This is a genomic window from Gordonia oryzae (assembly GCF_003797185.1).
Taxonomy (GTDB): Bacteria; Actinomycetota; Actinomycetes; order Mycobacteriales; family Mycobacteriaceae; genus Gordonia; species Gordonia oryzae.
Window position 1 is genome coordinate 381,910 of record NZ_RKMH01000001.1, and the last position, 19,519, is coordinate 401,428.

General features: G+C 65.7%; 19 protein-coding genes. 8 read left to right on the forward strand and 11 right to left on the reverse strand.

The window, feature by feature from the left end:
• The first annotated feature begins 515 nt into the window (after positions 1–515).
• Complete coding sequence (locus tag EF294_RS01690) at positions 516–845, forward strand: hypothetical protein (protein ID WP_123925269.1); 330 nt, start codon at positions 516–518, stop codon at positions 843–845.
• Here EF294_RS01690 and EF294_RS01695 read toward each other — a convergent pair.
• From EF294_RS01695 to EF294_RS01715, 5 genes are all read right to left on the reverse strand, one after another.
• Complete coding sequence (locus EF294_RS01695; RefSeq protein ID WP_123925270.1) at positions 823–2,121, reverse strand: PucR family transcriptional regulator; 1,299 nt, start codon at positions 2,119–2,121, stop codon at positions 823–825. The genes EF294_RS01690 and EF294_RS01695 overlap by 23 nt on opposite strands.
• The gene (locus tag EF294_RS01700; protein ID WP_123925271.1) at positions 2,118–3,539 is read right to left on the reverse strand and encodes a phytoene desaturase family protein; all 1,422 of its coding nucleotides are present in this window, start codon (positions 3,537–3,539) and stop codon (positions 2,118–2,120) included. The genes EF294_RS01695 and EF294_RS01700 overlap by 4 nt, the downstream gene beginning before the upstream one ends.
• Positions 3,536–5,374 (reverse strand): DUF3556 domain-containing protein, encoded by a 1,839-nt coding sequence (locus EF294_RS01705; protein WP_123925272.1) that lies wholly within the window; start codon positions 5,372–5,374, stop codon positions 3,536–3,538. Before EF294_RS01705 ends, EF294_RS01700 begins: the two co-directional genes overlap by 4 nt.
• A 128-nt stretch (positions 5,375–5,502) precedes the next feature.
• Positions 5,503–6,975 carry a class I adenylate-forming enzyme family protein gene (locus tag EF294_RS01710; protein WP_123925273.1) on the reverse strand — a complete coding sequence of 491 codons (1,473 nt, stop codon included), beginning with the start codon at positions 6,973–6,975 and terminating at the stop codon, positions 5,503–5,505.
• Between the two features lie 157 nt (positions 6,976–7,132).
• Entirely contained in the window at positions 7,133–7,840 is a 708-nt protein-coding gene (locus tag EF294_RS01715) for an acetoacetate decarboxylase family protein (protein WP_123925274.1), read from the reverse strand.
• A gap of 299 nt (positions 7,841–8,139) precedes the next feature.
• On the opposite strand from EF294_RS01715, the gene EF294_RS01720 reads away from it, so the two are divergent.
• The 4 genes from EF294_RS01720 (at position 8,140) to EF294_RS01735 (ending at position 11,996) form a co-directional block, all read left to right on the forward strand.
• On the forward strand, positions 8,140–8,592 hold the full coding sequence (locus tag EF294_RS01720; protein WP_185090899.1) for a MaoC/PaaZ C-terminal domain-containing protein: 453 nt from the start codon (positions 8,140–8,142) through the stop codon (positions 8,590–8,592).
• 52 nt (positions 8,593–8,644) lie between these two features.
• On the forward strand, positions 8,645–9,088 hold the full coding sequence (locus EF294_RS01725; protein ID WP_123925275.1) for a helix-turn-helix transcriptional regulator: 444 nt from the start codon (positions 8,645–8,647) through the stop codon (positions 9,086–9,088).
• A gap of 10 nt (positions 9,089–9,098) precedes the next feature.
• Positions 9,099–9,512: a VOC family protein gene (locus EF294_RS01730; RefSeq protein ID WP_094600549.1), complete on the forward strand. Its 414-nt coding sequence runs from the start codon at positions 9,099–9,101 to the stop codon at positions 9,510–9,512.
• A gap of 69 nt (positions 9,513–9,581) precedes the next feature.
• Positions 9,582–11,996: an ATP-binding cassette domain-containing protein gene (locus EF294_RS01735; RefSeq protein WP_123925276.1), complete on the forward strand. Its 2,415-nt coding sequence runs from the start codon at positions 9,582–9,584 to the stop codon at positions 11,994–11,996.
• Here the strand turns inward: EF294_RS01735 and EF294_RS01740 are convergent.
• On the reverse strand, positions 11,974–12,486 hold the full coding sequence (locus tag EF294_RS01740) for an FKBP-type peptidyl-prolyl cis-trans isomerase (RefSeq protein WP_123925277.1): 513 nt from the start codon (positions 12,484–12,486) through the stop codon (positions 11,974–11,976). The genes EF294_RS01735 and EF294_RS01740 overlap by 23 nt on opposite strands.
• A gap of 18 nt (positions 12,487–12,504) precedes the next feature.
• A complete protein-coding gene (locus tag EF294_RS01745) occupies positions 12,505–13,548 on the reverse strand; it encodes an LLM class F420-dependent oxidoreductase (protein ID WP_123925278.1) in 1,044 nt (347 codons plus the stop codon).
• A gap of 123 nt (positions 13,549–13,671) precedes the next feature.
• Between EF294_RS01745 and EF294_RS01750 the strand changes: the two genes are divergently transcribed.
• Entirely contained in the window at positions 13,672–14,244 is a 573-nt protein-coding gene (locus tag EF294_RS01750) for a PadR family transcriptional regulator (protein ID WP_123925279.1), read from the forward strand.
• Between the two features lie 12 nt (positions 14,245–14,256).
• Here the strand turns inward: EF294_RS01750 and EF294_RS01755 are convergent, their stop codons facing one another.
• From EF294_RS01755 to EF294_RS01765, 3 genes are read right to left on the reverse strand one after another with little or no spacing between them, the layout of a single operon-like run.
• Positions 14,257–14,667, reverse strand: coding sequence for a nuclear transport factor 2 family protein (locus EF294_RS01755; RefSeq protein ID WP_123925280.1), 411 nt, complete (start codon positions 14,665–14,667; stop codon positions 14,257–14,259).
• Between the two features lie 22 nt (positions 14,668–14,689).
• On the reverse strand, positions 14,690–15,490 hold the full coding sequence (locus EF294_RS01760; RefSeq protein WP_123925281.1) for an ABC transporter ATP-binding protein: 801 nt from the start codon (positions 15,488–15,490) through the stop codon (positions 14,690–14,692).
• Positions 15,487–16,527: an ABC transporter permease gene (locus tag EF294_RS01765; protein WP_123925282.1), complete on the reverse strand. Its 1,041-nt coding sequence runs from the start codon at positions 16,525–16,527 to the stop codon at positions 15,487–15,489. Before EF294_RS01765 ends, EF294_RS01760 begins: the two co-directional genes overlap by 4 nt.
• A 152-nt stretch (positions 16,528–16,679) precedes the next feature.
• Here EF294_RS01765 and EF294_RS01770 point away from each other — a divergent pair, with 152 nt between their 5' ends.
• Both EF294_RS01770 and EF294_RS01775 read left to right on the forward strand, forming a co-directional pair.
• Positions 16,680–17,822 (forward strand): sensor histidine kinase, encoded by a 1,143-nt coding sequence (locus EF294_RS01770; RefSeq protein WP_185090900.1) that lies wholly within the window; start codon positions 16,680–16,682, stop codon positions 17,820–17,822.
• Positions 17,819–18,487: a response regulator gene (locus EF294_RS01775; protein WP_123925284.1), complete on the forward strand. Its 669-nt coding sequence runs from the start codon at positions 17,819–17,821 to the stop codon at positions 18,485–18,487. The genes EF294_RS01770 and EF294_RS01775 overlap by 4 nt, the downstream gene beginning before the upstream one ends.
• A gap of 23 nt (positions 18,488–18,510) precedes the next feature.
• On the opposite strand, the gene EF294_RS01780 is transcribed toward EF294_RS01775, so the two are convergent.
• A complete protein-coding gene (locus tag EF294_RS01780) occupies positions 18,511–19,407 on the reverse strand; it encodes a LysR family transcriptional regulator (protein ID WP_246007608.1) in 897 nt (298 codons plus the stop codon).
• Positions 19,408–19,519 lie beyond the last annotated feature (112 nt).

Consider the following 19,519-nt stretch of genomic DNA (forward strand, 5'->3'; position numbering starts at 1 on the left):
CGTCACCTTGGCCACGAGGCACATCTCGTCACTGATATCGGTGGTGTCGAAGTCGGCAGCGCCCCGAGCAGTGCGCGACGGACCGGGAAGGTGTCGTCGATCAATCGGCAGTGACGCCGGCGCCGGCCGGGAAGCGTGATCGTGAGGCCATCGTCGTCGGCTGCCAGCTCAACGACGGGGTGCTTCGCATCGGGCTGTGCCGAGTCGAGTATCTACCGCACCCCACGATGGGCATGCCGATCTCTCGCGGGCGTCGTATCAGGACCGCACGGTCACCTTGGCCCGTGGCGTACCGGTGGTAGCCCGAGCCTGGATCGACCCGATCTTGTCGCAGCGGCCCGGCGTCGTCGAAGAAGTGGAGGGGCGCTCGTCGTCAGACCGCACGCAACGGCGAACGTGCTGCCCATCTCTCTCAGTGTGCGTTTGTTCACTCGAAGAGTCGCCGCGGCGGCTCGATACCCGCATTAGCGGTTGGATAAACGGCACCAATCGAACATATGATCGGATGTGTGGGCATGGCTCGGATAGGCGGCGACAGCGGGCGACCCCACCGGCCCGCGTTCGTACGCGTCGGCCACCGGGTGGTGCTGATCGATCTCAACGCACTGTATCCGCAGACCCCGCACCACAGTGGCACCTACCACCCCGACGGCCTGCAGATCCGGAAAGTCACCACCGGCGTGCTCACCGAGTGGGGACTGTCGGAGTGGGGAGAGTGGTACGGCAAGGTCACTTACACCCTGAGTGCACGCGACCGGCAGGAGTCGGTCACCCACTGGGTTCCGGCGTGGGCCCTGCGCCCGGCCGACGGCGCCGGCCGGGTCAGGCCGGACCGGAGAAGATAGTGGGGCCCAACAGTTGACAGACCGTCAATGCAAGGGCGAGATCGAGCCGGTCGCGATCCCCGTGTACCTCGGCCAGCGCTTTGCCAACCCGGTACTTGACCGTGTTGCGATGCAGATTGAGGCGAGTCGCGGTATGCAGATGACTCTCCCGGGTTGCGTAGTAGACCGAGAGAGTCTCGCGCAGCGTCGCCGCCGTGGGTGAGTCGTCGGCGAGACCACCGAGCACTTCACGCACCCAGGCCGTGGTGGCCGGCAAATCCTGCGCGAGCATAGACGCGATGGCGACTCCGCGGTCGGCGAATCCCACGATCGATCCGGTGCCGCTACCGGGCATGTTCGCCACCGTATAGGCCCCGCGAGCCTGCTCATGGCTACGGCGGAATCCGTTGACGCCCGCGGCGACCAGACCGAACGCACCCCGGAGTCCAGGAGGCAGGTCGAACTCACCGACCGCACGCTCACCCGACACCGTGCGCAGCGGGATCCAGACCCACAGCGTCGACCGGTCCACGGCTGTGAGGATCGGCCGGCCGTCGGCACGCAGGCGAACCGCGAGTTCCTCGGCGCCGCGGTGCAGGCGCGGCAGACCCACAGCGTCGTCATCGGACCAGATGATCGCAGCGAGATGCGGGCGGTCCAACCGGTATCGAGTCTGCTCGGTGAAGGTACGGCCGTCGATGTCCGTGCCGTCGAGCACTCGACGTATCGCGGTCGAGGACAGCGTGGCGTCGGCGCCGACCCAGCGACGGCGTTCGTCCTCGTACGCCTGGAACACATAGAGGGTGATCCAGTCGATATACCCGAACATGACGGCGGAGATGTGTCGGGTGACCGCCATTGCCCGGTCCGCGTCCAGCCCCAGCTCGCCGATCATCTGATAACACAACAACATCACCTCGTTCTGACCAAGGTGATAGGCACGCACAAGAGAATTGGACGGAACGTCTCGTTGGGCGAGACGCAGTGCGTACTCGACCGCCGCTGTCGTCGGCTGCAGGTGATCGACCGGGATGTCGTTGGCGAGTACGTGAATAATCGTCGAGACGTTGCCGTGCACACTCGCCTCGAGCATCTCGACGAGCTTCGGATCCGCATCGAGATGGTCGATCTCGCGGGCCATCTTGACACTGAGGTCGGCAACGATGGTCGCCTCTCGCGCATGAAGCCGTCGAGCGATCTCCGTGACCACCTCATGCAATTCGGCATCGGCGGTCGCGGGCATGCGGGCCAGCCTGGCGCGCGCCCGCGCCCCTCGATCACCGTCGACTTCGGTCACCGGCGCCCCCGCAGTGATGCCAGGGCCGCTGACGCCGCGTGGTAACCGCACAATCCATGCACGCCAGCACCAGGTGGCGTCGACTGGGAGCACAGATAGACGCCATCAACGCCGAGCGCATACGGGTTGGTCGACAGACGTGGGCGCGCCAGCATCTGCAGCCCGTCATTGGCTCCGCCGATGATGTCTCCGAGAGCGAAATTGGGGTTGTCGGAATGTAATTGGCGGGTACCGGTACTACGCACCGTGACGATCCGATCACGGAATCCGGGGGCGAAGCGTTCGATTTGGGCGGTCACCACGTCGGTGGCGTCACCGTCGTATCCGCGAGGTACGTGGGCGTAGGCGTAGATCGGATTGATCCCGCCGCGGCTCCGCGATCGATCGGCGAGATACTGCTGCCCAAGCAGGACGAACGGCCTATCCGCCATGATCCCCGTGGCCCGCTGCCGCTCGGTGTGCCACACCTCGGAGGCATCACCACCGAGATGAACGGTGCCCGCGCGTCCGCAGGCGGGAGTGGTCCAGGGGATATCTCCGTCGATGGCGTAGTCGACCTTGAACGCCGACGACCCCACACGGTAGCGCGCAAGCGCGCGTCTCACCCTGCCCGGCATCTCATCGCCATAGATCGAGAGTGCTTGCGCGGGTGAGATGTCCAGCAAGACCAGATCGGCCGGCGGGATATCAGAGCGCGCCGAAACCAGTGTGCCGGTCTCGATCTTGCCACCGTGGTCAGCGATCGCGGCGGCCGCGGCGGCTGCGATCGCACCGGACCCCCCGCGGGCGACCGGCCAACCGTGACGATGTCCGCTCGCCGCGATCATCATGCCCAGCGATGCGGTGAGCGGCCGGTCGAGCCGGGTGAATGCATGCGCAGCAATACCGGCGAACAAGGCTCGACCACGATCGGTCCGAAACCAGCGGGCCATCACGGTCGCGGGCAATACCGCACGCGGCCCGAAGGCCGCCAGCCGCAACGGATGTCGCGGCAGATGCACGACCGGCCGAAGGAGATCCTCGCCCAGCTCGTCGAAGCCACGCGCGAGATCGCCGAAGGCCAGACGCCAACGCCGACCGTCAGGGCCGAGTCCGTCGGCGGTCTGATCGATGCTGCGATACAGGAGTCCCGCGGTCCCGTCGTCGAGCGGATGAGCGCAGTCGATGTCCGGGTGGCACCAGGTCAAGCCGTAGGATTCCAGGTCGACGCTGAGCCAGAACGGTGAGCCCATGGCCAGTGGGTGAAAGGCTGCACAGTGATCGTGGATGAGGCCGGGTTCGGTCAGCTCGCCCGACCGACTACCCCCGCCGACCTCGTCGGAGGCCTCGAGAACGGTGACTTCGACACCATTGCGGGCGAGATGCAGGGCGGCGGCGAGCCCGTTGGGCCCGCCGCCGATGACGACGGCAGTCGTCACTGTTGCACCTGCCGCGAGGTCGTCGAGCGCATCTGGGGTTCGATCACGATCTCAGGATCGGTGAGCGCACGGCGGGCGTCAATGTCGAGCGTCCAGTCGACCTGCATCGGGATCGGCCCATTGGGCAACCACGGCTGCTCGGCAACCGCGTCGGCAACCCGGTAGGTGCCCGTCTCGATGACGCCGAGTGCAGCGTCGATCACCTTGTAGCGCTGGGTGCCCTTGTGAATGGGCTGCGATTCGATCCAGGCGATCGTGAACTCACCGGGCGCGAAGTCACAACGGCGTTGCAGGGCCGCGATCATCTTCTCGTCATGCAGGTGTCCGTCACCGAAATTGAAGGCCACCAATGAATTACACGAGAACTCGGCCTCTCGCAGAGTGTAGGTGTTGATGTCATCTCCGAGGTGACGCATCATGAGCGAGAACAGCGCACGCCCCTGACTGTGCATGGAACGCCAGGCCAACATCTGGTGCATGATCACGTCGGCGACCTCCGGCGGATACGACGCGAGCAGCTGAGTCTTGGTGTTCTTCGACGAGCGGACCACGCACCGGTCGAGTTTGTCCTCGGCGCCCGGGGCGAAAGCCCACGTGGCCGATGCCCAGTTCCCGGCATACTGCCGCATCGACGGCAGGAACGACACGAGGTCCGGGCGGAGATTGCCCAGCACCGGGAAGAAGCACAGCGCTGCGGCGATCAGGGCGAGCACCCACGGAATGGTGGTGTCGGTCAACGCGAAGCCGTCCCACGCGGGGTGCCCCCAGAACAAGAAGAGCGACGTGTAGGCAAACAGAATGTTCCACTCCAGCGGGACCGCGAGGGGGAAGGTGGAAAAGATGAACAGGTGGAAGCAGACCATCAGCACCACGCCCGCCAGCGTGAGCCACTTGTTGGTGGAGAACAGCAGCACCAACGGAATCACGATCTCGACGATCGTACCCAAGACGTGCCCGACCCCCGCGGCGAGTCGCGACGGTCGCATGTCGTGCGGGAAGTCACGGTAGTGGGCCCGTTTGATCGACCGGAACAGCAGCCACGGAGTGTTGGACAGCATCGGCGGGATGACCATCGAGAAGTGATGTCCCAGTTTGGAAATACCGGCGCCGACCCAAACGGTGACGATCAGGAGCTTGAGCGCCAGAATCATGTCCACGTAGGGCAGGAAGGCGAAGAACACCATAGCTGGCAGGTACTGCTCGGACCGTGCCGCGATGAAGATGACCTTGTCGCGGAACCCGATGACCACGAAGAGCGCAATGAGCGGGTAGAGCACCACCGGATTCACTACGCCGTGATCACTGGCGACGACTGCGTTCATCGACGAAGACGTAACGCCCGGGAGTGCCAGTGCGACGACGATGTTGATCAGGATCGCCGCGTAGATCACGACATCGGCGATAGTTCGGGTATCACCTTTGGTGAACGGCACACGTCCCGGCCACGGTGGCAGGCGGATGGTCTCCGGCCGCAACCAGAACAGAAACCCGCCGGTCATTGGCTTGAAATGGCCGGCCAGCGGACCCCACGACCCGCCGAGCCCGAGGGTTTCGAGCAGGACGGTCCACAAGACCATCTTTTGATACACGATTAGTTCGTTCCACCAGGAACCGACGTCGACAACGTTGAATCCCGAACTGAACGTTGCGATACACAGTCCCGCAGCGATATACAACACGCATATCTTGAGCAGGTAGATCGTGTGGACCAGCTTGGGAGTGCCGAAGCCGTATTCGGCCCAGTGCGCGCCGAGAACGCGCAGTCGATCGAGAAACGGTCTGTCGAGAAAAGTCTCCGGTTCCACGGGCGGGAAATTCGGGGTCGTGAATCCCATGGGTACTCCTTCGGGGTGGGGTGATTGCTGGGTGGTGAGGGTACGGGCACGATCGATCGCTTCCGACACCTTCGCGCGGCCGGTCGGCGAGGGGAGCATGCGATCGCGCAGGACTACAACAGCGCGGACTACAACACTGTCGGCGTTGCGAATTGCCGCCGGAGAGCGGGCTTGTCGATCTTGCCCACCGGGTTTCGGGGCAGGGCCTCGACGATGTGTATCGATTCGGGGATCTTGGACTTGGTCAACAGCGAGGCGAGATGCCTGGTGAGCGCGTCGGCGTCGACGGGGTGATCGGGGTACGGGACGACGAAAGCGATCGGGATTTCTCCGTACACCGGATGCGGTGCACCGACGACAGCACTCTCGAGAACTCCCGGATGGGTGGCGAGTGCGTTCTCGATTTCCTTGGGATACAAGTTTTCTCCGCCGCGGATGATCATGTCCTTGATGCGGTCGACGAGTGTCAGGTAGCCGTCGGCATCGAGTCGGCCGACATCGCCGGTGTGTAGCCGGCCATTGACAACTGTCATTGCGGTGGCCTCGGGACGACCGAGATAGCCGCGCATCACATTGGGTCCGGTGATGACCACCTCACCGACGTCACCGGTGGGAAGGTCGGCACCGTCGGGTCCGACCACATGGATGCGCTGGCCTTCGATCGCCGGCCCCACGGTGCCTCGCTTGCGAATCCCGTGACGCGGGTTGCACGTTGAAGCGCATGTGCCCTCGGTGAGTCCGTAGCCTTCGAGAATCGGGATCCGCAGGGTGTTCTCGACGCGATCGAGAAGTTCCGCGGAAATGGGTGCGGCGCCACAGATCGCGAAACGCAGGGAGTCGAGCGCTTGTGTCCGGCGCTCGACGTCGGGATGAGAAACCAGCAGGGCATAGATGGTCGGCACGGCGGAGAAGTAGGTGGGTCGCAGACGTTCCACGTCATCGAAGAATCTCGAGACCGAGAACCGTCCCGTGATGCTGAGTCGTCCGCCGGCAAGGATCGGCGCCAGGAAGCTCACGCAGATCGCATTGACGTGGAACAGAGGCAGGATCAGTAGTGCGTGATCGTCGGCGTCGAGTTCGAGTTGGCGCGCCATCGCCGTGGCCATGTAGTTCAGGTTCGCGTGGGTCAGCCGAACCCCCTTGGGACGTCCCGTCGATCCGGAGGTGTAGATCAGCAAGGCATCGTCGGCGTCGGCGGGTTCCGATGGCGCCCGCCACCCCGTGGTGGGGGCCGGAGATAGGTCGTCGACGTGGAGCACGGGCCGCTCGGCCCGCAGATCCGCGACGTCGGATACGACGACCGCCGCGCCGGAATCCACAAGCTGATACTGCATTTCGTCAGCGGTGAAGGTGGGGTTGACCGGAGTCGCCATCGCGCGCAGGCGCCAGGCGGCCATCAGGACGACGAGCAGTTCGGCACGGTTCGGCAGAACGGTCGCCACGACGTCACCACTTGTGACGCCAAGTCGCTGCAGCGCCTGTGCACACGCGTCGACCCGATCGGCGAAGGCGCTGTAGGTGAGGTCGACGACGTCATCGGCGACGCAGGGCGCGTTGCCGCGATCTCGGAGATCCCAGGCGAAGAACGAGGAGCTGGTCACTGGTGCATACCCTTTCGCGTGTCTGTGATGTACGACACTAGAAGAAGGCAATGTGATACGTAACGGTCTCGAGAGCCAGAGTCCGGCCGTGCGTTTGTCCCCGGAGGACAACGACGAGGAGACGCCCTGCAGCGATTCCCGTGGTGGGTTGGGTCTGTCAGCCGTGACTGACCCTGGTGCCGAACATGATCGCGGCATCAGTGGTGGCGAGGGTGATCCAGGGACGACGACCCGCGAGATACCCCAGTGGTCCGTCGGGTGCAAAGGACCATTGCGCCCGCGCTGTGCGGAGTCGGGCCACGATCCGGTTGGTCGACCACGAGCGACGACCGTCGAGGACCTGGGCGGTCGGTAGGGGGATCTGGTGCGTTCCGGGGAGCAGGGGCGGTCCCAGCCGCGCATCGAGTGTGGCGACATCGTGGCCGTCCACGGTCATCGCGGTGGCGATCCGGCGGCCGGATCGTTGGCAGGTGATTTCACCGAGGTGCTTGGGGATTCCCCACAGCTCGCGTCCGCCCGTGCGTGAGTTCGGGCTGGTCACCCAGATATCGGGGATGCTGACGCGCACACCGTGGCGTGCCGACACCACCGGGTAGGTCGTGAGCAGTTCTTCGTAGGGCAAAACCCCGCCCTCGGTGTACTGCAGGACGGCGGCGACGACGAGAGTCTTGCCGGCCACCGTGAGCAGGCGAGCGCCGGAGGGTATGGCGTCGAACGCCTCGGCTGGCAGGTCGGCGCGCGGGACAACGAACGCCGACATGAGAGCATCGCCACCGAGATACCACGGTGCGGGTGGGTAACTCACCCCGTCTGCGCCTACGTGCCAGGCGCGGTCGATGGTGACCGGAATCCTGGTGGTCGTCATCAGTGGATACCCCCTGGCCGATGGTCGGGTCACGCCGCAACGCAACACCCCTGATGGAACGAACCTACCGATACGTCTCAGCCATGTGCACGCCGGGAGACCCACCACTACAGCCAGAGCCCACCACAACAAGAGACTCCGATCGAGAATGCCGGGTCGGGGGTCTGGCACTCTCGATCGGAGTCATAGGTGAGATCGTCGGGGGTGGCGAGGGCGTTACATATCGTCGGAAACAAATTCCCCAAACGCCGAGCCGGCTCGACATCACACCGCCGAACACCCGAGGAGCACACCCAGCAATGACCGATCCCACCGTGTACGCCGATGATCTCCAGCCTGGTCAGCGCCATGATCTCGGCGTTCATACGGTCTCCGAGTCCGAGCTCGTCGACTTCGCGTCGCAATGGGATCCGCAGTCGTTCCACGTCGATCGCGCAGCTGCCGATTCGGGGGCATTCGGTGGCCTGATCGCCAGCGGAATCCACAGTCTGGCGATCGCGCAGCGACTCGCCGTCAGCTCGGTTCTGCGGTCGTGGAGCGTGATCGCCGGACGCCGGCTCCGGGAGATGGAGTTCTTGGCGCCGGTACGGCCCGGGGACACATTGTCCGGATCCATGCGGGTCGAATCGGTCGACCTCGACGCGCGCGGCCGTGGCCTGGTGACCTACACGACCGAACTGGTGAATCAGACCGGGGTGGCGGTCCTGCGCTTCGACGCCGATGTCTACCTCCGATCCCGGGGCGCGCACTGAACGAATACGTGCTGAACGAATACGTGCTGTCACCTATGCGAGGATCGTCCATGTGACCGCGAAACCAGACCGCGACCGGCGCCGGGCAGACCTGCGCCGCCTGCGACAGGTGCGCGACCGGATCGACCGCGACTACGCCCACCCTCTCGATGTGGAGGCGCTCGCGAGCGGCATCGCGATGTCGGCGGGACATCTGAGTCGCGGATTCAGGCGCGCATACGGTGAATCGCCGTACTCCTACCTGATGACGCGGCGTATCGAACGCGCGATGACCTTGCTGCGGCGAGGCGATCTGTCGGTCACCGACATCTGTTTCGCCGTGGGCTGTTCGTCTCTGGGGACCTTCAGCACCCGCTTCACCGAGCTCGTCGGTATGTCGCCCACCGATTATCGCCGTCGCGCCGCAGACGAGACCCTGGGCATTCCGACGTGTCTGGCCACACAGATCACCAGACCGGTCAGGAATCGAGAAGTCTCACCGGCCGGGCGCCGCTAGCGTTGTCGGCATGGACATCACCATTGCCTACACCTTTCTCCCGCAGACCGATCCCGACGCGGCGCTCGGGTTCTACCGCGACACCCTCGGATTCGAGGTGCGCAACGATGTCGGCTACTCCGGCATGCGCTGGCTCACCGTGGGGCCCCCAAATCAGCCGCAGACCGCCGTCGTTCTCCACCCGCCCGCTGTCGATCCCGGCATCACCGAACAGGAGCGGGAGACGATCCTCGATCTCATCGCCAAGGGAACCTACGGCGCAGCACTGACGTTGGCCACCGACGACCTCCAAGGTGTGTTCGACAAGCTCCAGGCGGCCGGGGCCGAGGTCATCCAGGAACCGATGGACCAACCGTACGGTGTGCGCGACTGCGCATTTCGCGACCCGACGGGCAACCTGCTGCGCATCAACCAGACGCCCTGACATCCGGGCCCACGTGACGCCCAAGACCTTGCCACCCCACCCGGGAAGCCCGACCGCAACGGAGAGCCGATGAGCCGGACGCCGACGAGATCGACGCCCCATCCCGCCGACACCCACGACATCATCCGGGTGCATGGCGCCCGGACGAACAACCTGCGCAACGTCGACGTCGAGATCCCCAAGCGGCGCCTGACGGTGTTCACCGGGGTATCGGGGTCGGGGAAGAGCTCGCTGGTGTTCGCGACGATCGCCGCGGAATCGCAGCGGATGATCAACGAAACCTACAGTGCGTTCGTCCAGGGCTTCATGCCGAGCCTGGCCCGGCCCGACGTCGATGTGCTCGAGGGCCTGACCACGGCGATCATCGTCGACCAGGAACGCATGGGCGCCAACCCGCGGTCCACGGTCGGCACCGCCACCGACGCCAACGCCATGTTGCGCATCCTGTTCAGTCGCCTCGGTGAGCCCACTATCGGTTCGCCGCAGGCGTTCTCGTTCAATGTGGCCTCGATGTCGGGAGCCGGGGCGGTCGAGATCGAACGCGGCGGACGAAAAGTGAAGGAACGCAGGGAATTCAGCGTCACCGGCGGGATGTGCCCACGATGCGAGGGGCGGGGAGAGGTCTCCGACTTCGACCTGACGGCCCTCTACGACGAGACGAAATCCCTCAACGAGGGCGCGCTGACGATTCCCGGCTACTCGATGGACGGCTGGTACGGGCGCATCTATCGCGAGTGCGGATTCTTCGACCCCGACAAGCCCATCGCCACATTCACCAATCGACAACTGGACATCCTGCTCTACTCCGAACCCCAGCGAATCAAGGTCGAGGGCATCAACGTCACGTTCGAGGGCCTGATTCCCAAGATCCAGAAATCCATGCTGGCCAAGGACCGGGAGGCGATGCAGCCGCACATCCGAGCCTTCGTCGACCGCGCGATCACCTTCACCGTGTGCTCCGACTGCGACGGCACGCGGCTGTCCGAACTCGCACGATCATCGAAGATCGACGGTCGCAGCATCGCCGACGTCTGCGCCCTGCAGATCACCGACCTCGCCGACTGGGTGCGGGGCCTGCAGGGATCGTCGACCGCATCGGTGAGTCCGCTGCTGGCCTCACTGTCGGAACTGCTGGATTCCTTCGTCGCCATCGGTCTGGGCTATCTCTCCCTGGATCGACCGGCAGGCACCCTCTCGGGCGGAGAGGCTCAGCGCACCAAGCTGATCCGTCATCTGGGCTCCTCGCTGACCGACGTCACCTATATCTTCGACGAACCCACGATCGGGCTGCATCCGCACGACATCGAGCGGATGAACGATCTCCTGCGACAACTACGCGACAAGGGCAACACGGTGCTCGTCGTCGAACACAAACCGGAGGCCATCGCGATCGCCGACCGCGTCGTCGACATCGGTCCGGGCGCGGGCACCGAGGGTGGCCAGGTCGTCTTCGAGGGCAGCGTCGAGGGACTACGCGGCGCCGACACCCTCACCGGCCGCCACCTCGACGACCGCGCCACACTCAAAGCGACCGTGCGTGAGGCGACCGGCATCCTCGAGATCCGCGGCGCGGACACCCACAACCTCCGTGATGTCGACGTCGACATCCCGCTCGGTGTGCTCGTGGTACTGACCGGCGTCGCCGGATCGGGGAAGAGTTCGCTCATCGGCGGATCCGTGGCCGGACGCGACGGGGTCGTCAGCATCGATCAGGGTGCGATCAAGGGTTCGCGGCGCAGCAACCCCGCCACCTACACGGGCCTGCTCGAGCCCATCCGCAAGGCGTTCGCGAAGGCCAACGGCGTCACACCGGCGCTGTTCAGCGCCAATTCGGAGGGTGCATGCCCCAACTGCAAAGGTGCCGGCGTCATCTATTCCGATCTGGCAATGATGGGCGGGGTCTCGACAATCTGCGAGGTCTGCGAGGGCAAGCGATTTCAGGCCGAGGTACTCACCTACACCTTCGGCGGCGCCGACATCGACGAGGTGCTGGGAATGTCGGTGGCCCAGGCCGAGCGGTTCTTCTCCGACGGAGATGCGAAAATTCCTGCTGCACATAAGGTCTTGCAGCGACTGTCCGAGGTGGGGCTGGGCTATCTGCGGATCGGACAACCGCTGACGACACTGTCCGGCGGGGAACGTCAGCGCCTCAAACTGGCCGCACAGATGGCGGAGAAGGGTGATGTCTACATTCTCGACGAACCCACCTCAGGCCTGCATCTGGCAGATGTCGAGCAGCTGCTCGGGCTACTCGATCGCCTGGTCGACGCCGGGAAATCGGTGATCGTCATCGAACACCACCAGGCCGTGATGGCCCACGCCGACTGGATCATCGACCTGGGACCGGGGGCCGGACACGATGGCGGTCAGGTGGTGTTCACCGGCACCCCGGCCCAATTGGTCTCGGAGTCAACCACACTCACCGGCCGCCACCTCGCCGACTACGTCGGCGCCGGACGGCTCAGCCGTCGGCAGAAACGATGACGATCGCGAAGACCAACGTGTCCCCGGCGTTGATGCCGGCCGCGGGATTGCCGTCGGGGTAGCCGTCGGCTGGGGCGATCGCCACCGCGACCGTGGAGCCGACGCGCTGGCCCGCGATCGCCTTGCTGAATCCCGGAACCACCTGCGCCAGTGAGAATTGCGCGGGCTGACCACGGGTGTAGCTGCTGTCGAACTGCAGTCCGGTGCGTCCGTTGACGCCGACATAGTTGACGGTGACGTTGGCGCCCTGCTCGACGGTCTGGCCGTCGCCGCCGCTCAACGTGTGCACCTGCGTCTGGGCCACCGCGAACGGAGTGGTCACCGATACCTGCGGGGCGGAGTTGTCGTTCTTCGCCGTGGTCACCGTGACCCGTCCGGTCGATCCGTCCAGTGACCAACTCGGCGGCGCGTCGTCGGATGAGCCACATCCGGCCACCATCACCACCGCCAGAAGGGCGATCCAAGCGAGGACTCCTCGAAGCATGCGCATGCCGCGCAAGGCTACTCCCTACGCGGTCTCAGCGACCAGCGACGCCAGACGGCGTACCTCCTCGACACTGCCCGGCGAGACCAACATCGTGGTGACGCCTGCCTTCTCCCAGACCGCGATCTGTTCCCGGACATGATCCACATCGCCGACGATCGCCGAATCGTCGACCACCTCGTCAGGGATGATCGCCGCGGCGTCGTCCTTGCGCCCGGACCGGAACAGCGACGTGACCTCGTCGACGACCTCGCCGTAGCCCATGCGCCGGTAGACCTCAGCGTGGAAGTTGGTGTCCTCGCTGCCCATTCCGCCCATGTAGAGAGCCAGGAACGGTTTGATCGCGGCATAGGAGGCGTCGCGGTCGTCGGTGATGACGATCTGGGCGGTCGCGCAGATCTCGAAGTCTTCCCGACTGCGGCGCGCACCAGGCCGGGCAAAACCCTCGTCGAGCCACGCGTTGTAGGTGTCGGCCATCCGTGGCGTGTAGAACAACGGCAACCAGCCGTCGGCGATCTCCGCGGCAAGGGCGATGTTCTTGGGTCCTTCGGCGCCGAGCATCACCGGGATGTCGGCCCGCAGCGGGTGAACGATCGGCTTGAGCGGCTTGCCCAGTCCGGTCGCACCGGGCCCGGTGTAGGGCAGCCGATAGTGCGGACCGTCGCTGACCACCGGCGCCTGCCTCGCCCATACCTGCCGCATAATGTCGACGTATTCACGGGTGCGTCCCAGCGGCTTCTCGAATTTTTGCCCGTACCAGCCCTCGACCACCTGCGGACCCGACACACCGAGGCCGACGATGTGCCGACCGCCGGAGAGATGGTCGAGGGTCAGGGCGGCCATCGCGCAGGCAGTGGGTGTGCGCGCCGAGAGCTGCACGACTGAGGTGCCCAACCGCATCCGCTGCGTCGAAGCGCCCCACCAGGCCAGCGGGGTGTAGGCATCCGAGCCCCACGCCTCGGCGGTGAAGACCGCGTCGAACCCGGATTCCTCGGCGGCGCGCACGAGTTCGTGGTGAGTCGGTGCCGGCTGCGCACCCCAATATCCCAGCTGCAGTCCGAGTTTCATCGTTCTCCTTCGCGGCGCGTGAGGCGCGACCATCGTGGACGAGAGGCGCGTTCCTCGACGGTATCCCCCGACGGTGCCCGGCTCAATACCCAATAGAGGCAATTTTTTGATTACTCTGGGTGCATGTCGTTGCGTCACGCGATCCTCGCCGAACTCCTCGACGACGGCGCCAGTGGATATCAGCTGGCCAAGACCTTCGACGTGGCCGTCGCGAGCTTCTGGTTCGCGACGCGGCAGCAGTTGTATGCCGAACTGTCACGCCTGGAGGCCGACGGTCTGATTCGTGGTCGCGAGGTGATCCAGCGGGGCCGACCCACCAAGCGCGTCTTCACCCTGAGCGACGCCGGGCGTGCCGCACTCGTCGACTTCGTCTCGGCCGCATCCAAACCCACATTCTTGCGCGACGATCTGCTGGTCAAGGTGCGGGCGTGCGATGTCGGCGAGGCGGCCACCCTCATCGAGACCCTGCATGCCCGTCGGGCGCACGCGTTGGCCAAGGCCGAGCTGATCGAATCGCTGCTCGCGACGATGCGCGGGGAGATGTCCGAGGACCGGTACCTGGCCGAGAGTCCACGCGTGGGACCGTATCTCACGGGGCTACGCGGCATCGCCTTCGAGCGCGAGAATGCGGCGTGGTGTCGCCGTGCGGCCGACGTCCTGTCCGCGCGCCTCGACCACACCGAGCCGCCGCACTGACGGAGACACACCCTATCTGCTCTCGGTCGTCGCTCCGCTTTCGGCCTCGGCGCGAATCCGGTCCAACTGCGCGCCCATCGCCTCGGCGAGCGCGGTGGCCCCGGACAACGGTCGGACCATCACCATCAACTCGTCGATCCTGCCGTCGGCGTCGAGATGGAGAAAGTCGCAGCCGGTGATCACCTTACCGTTCACGGTCGCCTCGAACACCAGGGCATGATCGGGCGCTCCGGGCGCACCGAACTCCGTGACGTAACGGAAGTCCTCGAACACCCGGAGCACGCCACGCAGGATGGCTGCGGTGATCGGTTTGCCCCGATAGGGCGCAAAGGCGACCGGACTGATGAAGGTCACGTTCTCGGCGAGAAGCTCATCGACGGCTGCCAAATCCCGGTTCTCGACCGCCTTGCGAAACGGGTGCATTCGATCACGGCTCCTGGGGCAATTAATTGACTATGTGGGGCCCGACAGTAGACCGCCTGCTATCGGTATGTCCAGCGTCACTGGGGGACAGGTTGCCGTCGACCATTCGGTACACGGCGTTCATGCGCGCGAGGTGCGTCCGATCGTGGGTGACCAGAATCGTTGCGGTATCCGCGGTGGCGGTGAGGTCGATCAGCATCGAGAGCACCTGGGCCCCGCGTTCGGTATCGAGGGCCGAGGTGGGCTCGTCGACGAGCAGGAGACCGGGTTCGTTCATCAATGCCCGCGCGATGTTGACCCGTTGACGCTGGCCACCGGAGAGGTGGGCGGGGAGCCGGTGTGCCATACCGTCCAGACCAACGGCAGCCAGCAGGTCGCGCGCCCGAGCCGTGGTGGCGCGGCGCCGTGCTGCGCCGACTATCCGGGTTTGTCCGAGGTGCGCGGTCGCCTGAAGTTGCTCGAGGACGGTCAGCGACGGCAACAGATTGGGCTGCTGGAAGACCAGACCGATTCGCCCGCGGCGCACTCTGGTGGCCGCACCAGCGCTCAATTGGGCCAGATCGACTGTCCCGTAACTACTTTCCAGAGTGGGCGAGGTGCCTGTGGATAGGAGAACGCGGCCACTGTCGGGACGGCGTAGCGCTCCGGCCACGGCGAGCAAACTGGATTTCCCGGATCCCGACGGACCGATGACGGCACTGATCGTTCCGGAGTCGAAGGTTGCGTTCACGTCGTCGAGGGCGGTGAGGTGGCCGGTGCCGTCGGCATAGGTCATCGTCACGTGCTCCAGCGTCAGGATCGGAGTGCGTCGTGGTGTGGTCATCGGTTGCTCCCGAGTGCGGTGAGGGGATCGGTGGTGATGAGGAAGCGCAGTGCCGCGCAGGCGCCGAGGACGCCGAGCCCGATTGTGGCCAGCGCGGGCAACACGGTGGTGGAGGCGGTCACGACGAACGGAATCGAACCCAGCAGGGCGCCGCCGCCGACGGCAAGCGCCACGCCGAGTCCGCACCCCACGACCAGAATGAGCACGGCCTGGCCGAGGGCGTCGCGCACCAAGGAGGCGGTGCTCGCCCCCAGTGCCTTGAGTATCGCGATGTCGGGGACGCGTTGCACGGTCCACACGGTGAAGAACGCGCCGATGACCAGTGCTGAGATCAGCAACAACATCACCGTCATCAGTGTCAGCGACGAGTTCTCGGCGCTGTAGGACGCCAACGCCGACAGCGCATCGGACCCGGAGCGGATGGTGGTGCCACTCGAGGCGGCCACGGACTGCGTATCGGTACCCACACGCGGTGTCACCGCGAGTACTGTCGCGGCGCCGGACTGTGGTGCCAGGTCGCGCCACGTGTCGATGGGCAGGTAGATGACCGGGGTGTGGGCGTACCACTCGTCACCGACGATTCGTCCGACGGTCATCGTCCGCCCGCCGACTCCGATGGTCTGGCCTCCACGGACCCCGAGAGACGCGGCGATCGGCGCTGCGACGTCGACGGTGCCGACGACCGGGCGGTCCTTTCCGCCGAGGCCGAAGAGCGCCACCGGCATCGGATCGGCATGCGTGGTCGAGGTCGCGCGATCTCGCGAGATACCCACGGGTACCACGTCTTCGGCACGGTGTTGCCAGATCTCGATCTGCGAGGTGGTCAGCACCGACTGATCGAAGGAGGGCGCGGACCCGGTGTCGGCGAAGACGATCGTCGAACCGGGCAGTGATTGCAGGGCGGAAATGTTCTGGTGGCGCAATCCCGCGGTGAGTCCGCCCAGGAAGGTGACGAGCACCGACACCAGCACCACCACCAGGGTGATGAGCGCGAATCGTCCTCTGGCTCTTCGGAGATCACGAATGGCGATGAACATGGAGGGTCCTTTCAGTGTTCGGTTGCCAGTGTGGCGGGCATCGGGGATGCGGCGCGTCGAGAGTTGGAGGGTCACGAGGTGCATCGTTCGGCACCGGCGACTCGCACTTTCGATGGATGCGCGGCCGCGCACCGCCGATACACTGGGTCGACATGCACTCCTCACCGTTGGCCCCGGTTTTCACCGCCCTGCGCGCGGCCCTGCACACCATGGCCGCAGTGCTCGCGGTAGTGGTCGCGGTCCGCGCGGTGGGCAGCGGCGGCGCGACGTCGGTGGCGGCGATGACACTGGCCGCACTGTGGTTCGCGATCTATGCCTCGGGCGTGGTGCTGGTGCGCTCGAGCCGTGCCGGGTGGTGGTGGCTCGCGGCGCTGAGCCTCGTGTGGTTGGGATGCCTATCCGTCAGCGGCGAGGCCGTGTACCTGGTGTTCGTGATGTTCTTCCTCTACTTGCATCTGGCCGGGATGCGTTGGGGCACCGTATGTGTCGCGATGTCAACGGGGGCCGCGGTGGTGGGTTTCGGGATGCACAACGGCTGGTCGGTCGCCGCGGCGATCGGGCCGATCCTCGGGGCCGCGGTGGCGGTGGTGATCTCGGCCGGCTATCAACGACTCTTCGACGAGGTACGCAGCCGGCAACTCCTCATCGACGAACTGCTCGCCACCCGCGCCGAACTCGCCGACGAACAGCGGGAAGTGGGGCGGGCGCGGGAACGGGAGCGACTTGCCGGCGAGATCCACGACACGGTGTCACAGAGTCTGTCGAGCATCCAGATGCTCATCTACGCGGCCGAACGGCGGGCCGGTGGGCATTCGCCCGAGCTGCGTACCGCGCGTACCGCGGCCGCCGACGCCCTCGCCGAGACCAGAAGACTCATCGACGAACTCACGCCGGCACCGTTGGACGGACGCTCGTTGAGTGCGGCACTACAACGGGTGACCGATGATGCGGGCGGTCACGGTCTGAGTACCCGGCTCGTCGTGGACGGCGAGCCGTTCGGGCTGCCCATGCCGGTCGAGGCGGCACTGGTGCGGGTGGCACAGAGCGCCATCGGCAATGTTGTGCAGCATGCGCGGGCGAGGGTCCTGCGGGTCACGCTCACCTACAGTTCCGACGAGGTCCATCTCGACATCGTCGACGACGGAGCGGGTTTCGACGCCGACGTCGCGTCGGGCTTCGGTTTGACGACGATGCGGCGACGCGTGCGCGAGCTCGGCGGCGACCTCGACGTCGTCTCTGAACCCGGCCACACCTCCGTTGCGGTCGGCTTCCGGGTCGAGGCCGGGCTCCGATGACCCCACCGACCGCCAGGTCGTCGCCCTCGGTGCCTCCGATCCGCGTCCTGATTACCGACGACCATGCGATCGTGCGAGCCGGTCTGCGTGCGCTGCTCACCGAGTCGGACGGCATCCGGGTCGTCGGGGAGGCCGCCACCGGCGAGGAGGCGATCGCCCGGTGCACGCCGCCCGCTCCCGTACCCGACGTGGTGTTGATGGATCTGCGGCTCGGGCCGGGCTTGTCCGGGGTGGAGACCACCCGACGACTGCTGACGCTGCGACCGGCGCCCCGGGTGCTGGTGGTCACCAATCACGACACCGACGCCGACATCCTCGCGGCCATCGAAGCCGGCGCGTCGGGCTATCTACTCAAGGACACCCCACCCACCGAACTCATCGCCGCGGTGCACGCCGCAGCTGCCGGCGAAAGCGCGTTGTCGCCTATGGTGGCCACACGCCTGATGTCACGGATGCGGACGCCGGCCGACGCGGTGCTCACCGCGCGCGAGATCGACGTGCTCGTCGAGGTCGCCGCCGGACACAGCAACCGCGAGATTGCCAAACGTCTGCTGCTCAGCGAGATGACAGTCAAATCCCATCTCGTGCACATCTTTTCCAAACTCGGTGTACGTTCACGAACCGCTGCCGTCGACCGGGCGCGACGCGACGGTCTCATCGGCTGACCCGTCCTGGTCGACTGACCCGTTCAGCCCAGCGCGCTGACCACGTCCACGAGGTCGGCGATCAGCGGTTCGGTCCCGGCACGACGATGTGACCACGCCGCGACCGTGCTGATGTGCGCGCGGGTGTCACGCAGCGGGATGACCTGCACGGCCTCACCGGCGAACATCCGGCCACCGATACCCTCGCCGAGTGAGATGAGGGTGAAGGCCTGGCCACTGGCAACCAGATGCGCAAGGCCCGCGAAGTTGTCGTCGGGCAACGTGATTCGCTTGCGGACGCCGTGTCGGTCGAGCAGCCGGTCGAGGTTGCGATAGATCTCGGGTGCGGCCTCGTGGTTGATCGAGGCGAACGGCACGTGCGACAGTTCGCCGAGAGAGATCGAATCCCGTTGTTCCCCAAAGATCTTGGTGCCAACAGCTACACCGACCGGGCTGCGTTCGAGGAGCAGGCTGTCGATTCCCTCGCCGGCGACGGGACCGTGGACGAGTGCGACATCCACCGCTCCGGCACGCAGATCCCGCAGCAACGGTGCGGTGCTCGCGGGCAGCAGTTGTGCGGCAATGTCCGGGTGGCGGTCGGCGAGCGTGTCGAGAACGTTGTCCCGCACGGTCGGCGAAACCTCCGGCGCGATGCCGATCACCGCCGGCCGCAGGGTGTGCCGCTGCGCGTCGGCCACGACCACGGGTAAGGAGTCCACCTGGTGGAGGATGTCACGGGCGCGGGGCAGCAGCGCCTCACCGGCATCGGTGAGGTCGATCCGATGGTGCGCGCGGATGAACAGCGGTGCACCCAACTCACGTTCGAGGTCCTTGATGCGCTGGCTCAGTGGCGAGGCCGCCATGTGCAGCCGGGCGGCGGCTCGGGTGAAGCTGCGCTCCTCGGCGACGGCGACGAAGTAGCGCAGATGGGGCAGGTCCACGACCTTCACGATAGGACACCGAACCATCGCCATCCGCCGGATGCGCCGATGACCGCCACGATCATCTCGCCGTTCGCGAATCGGTCGTGGTTGGCGTCGGACGATGTCGATA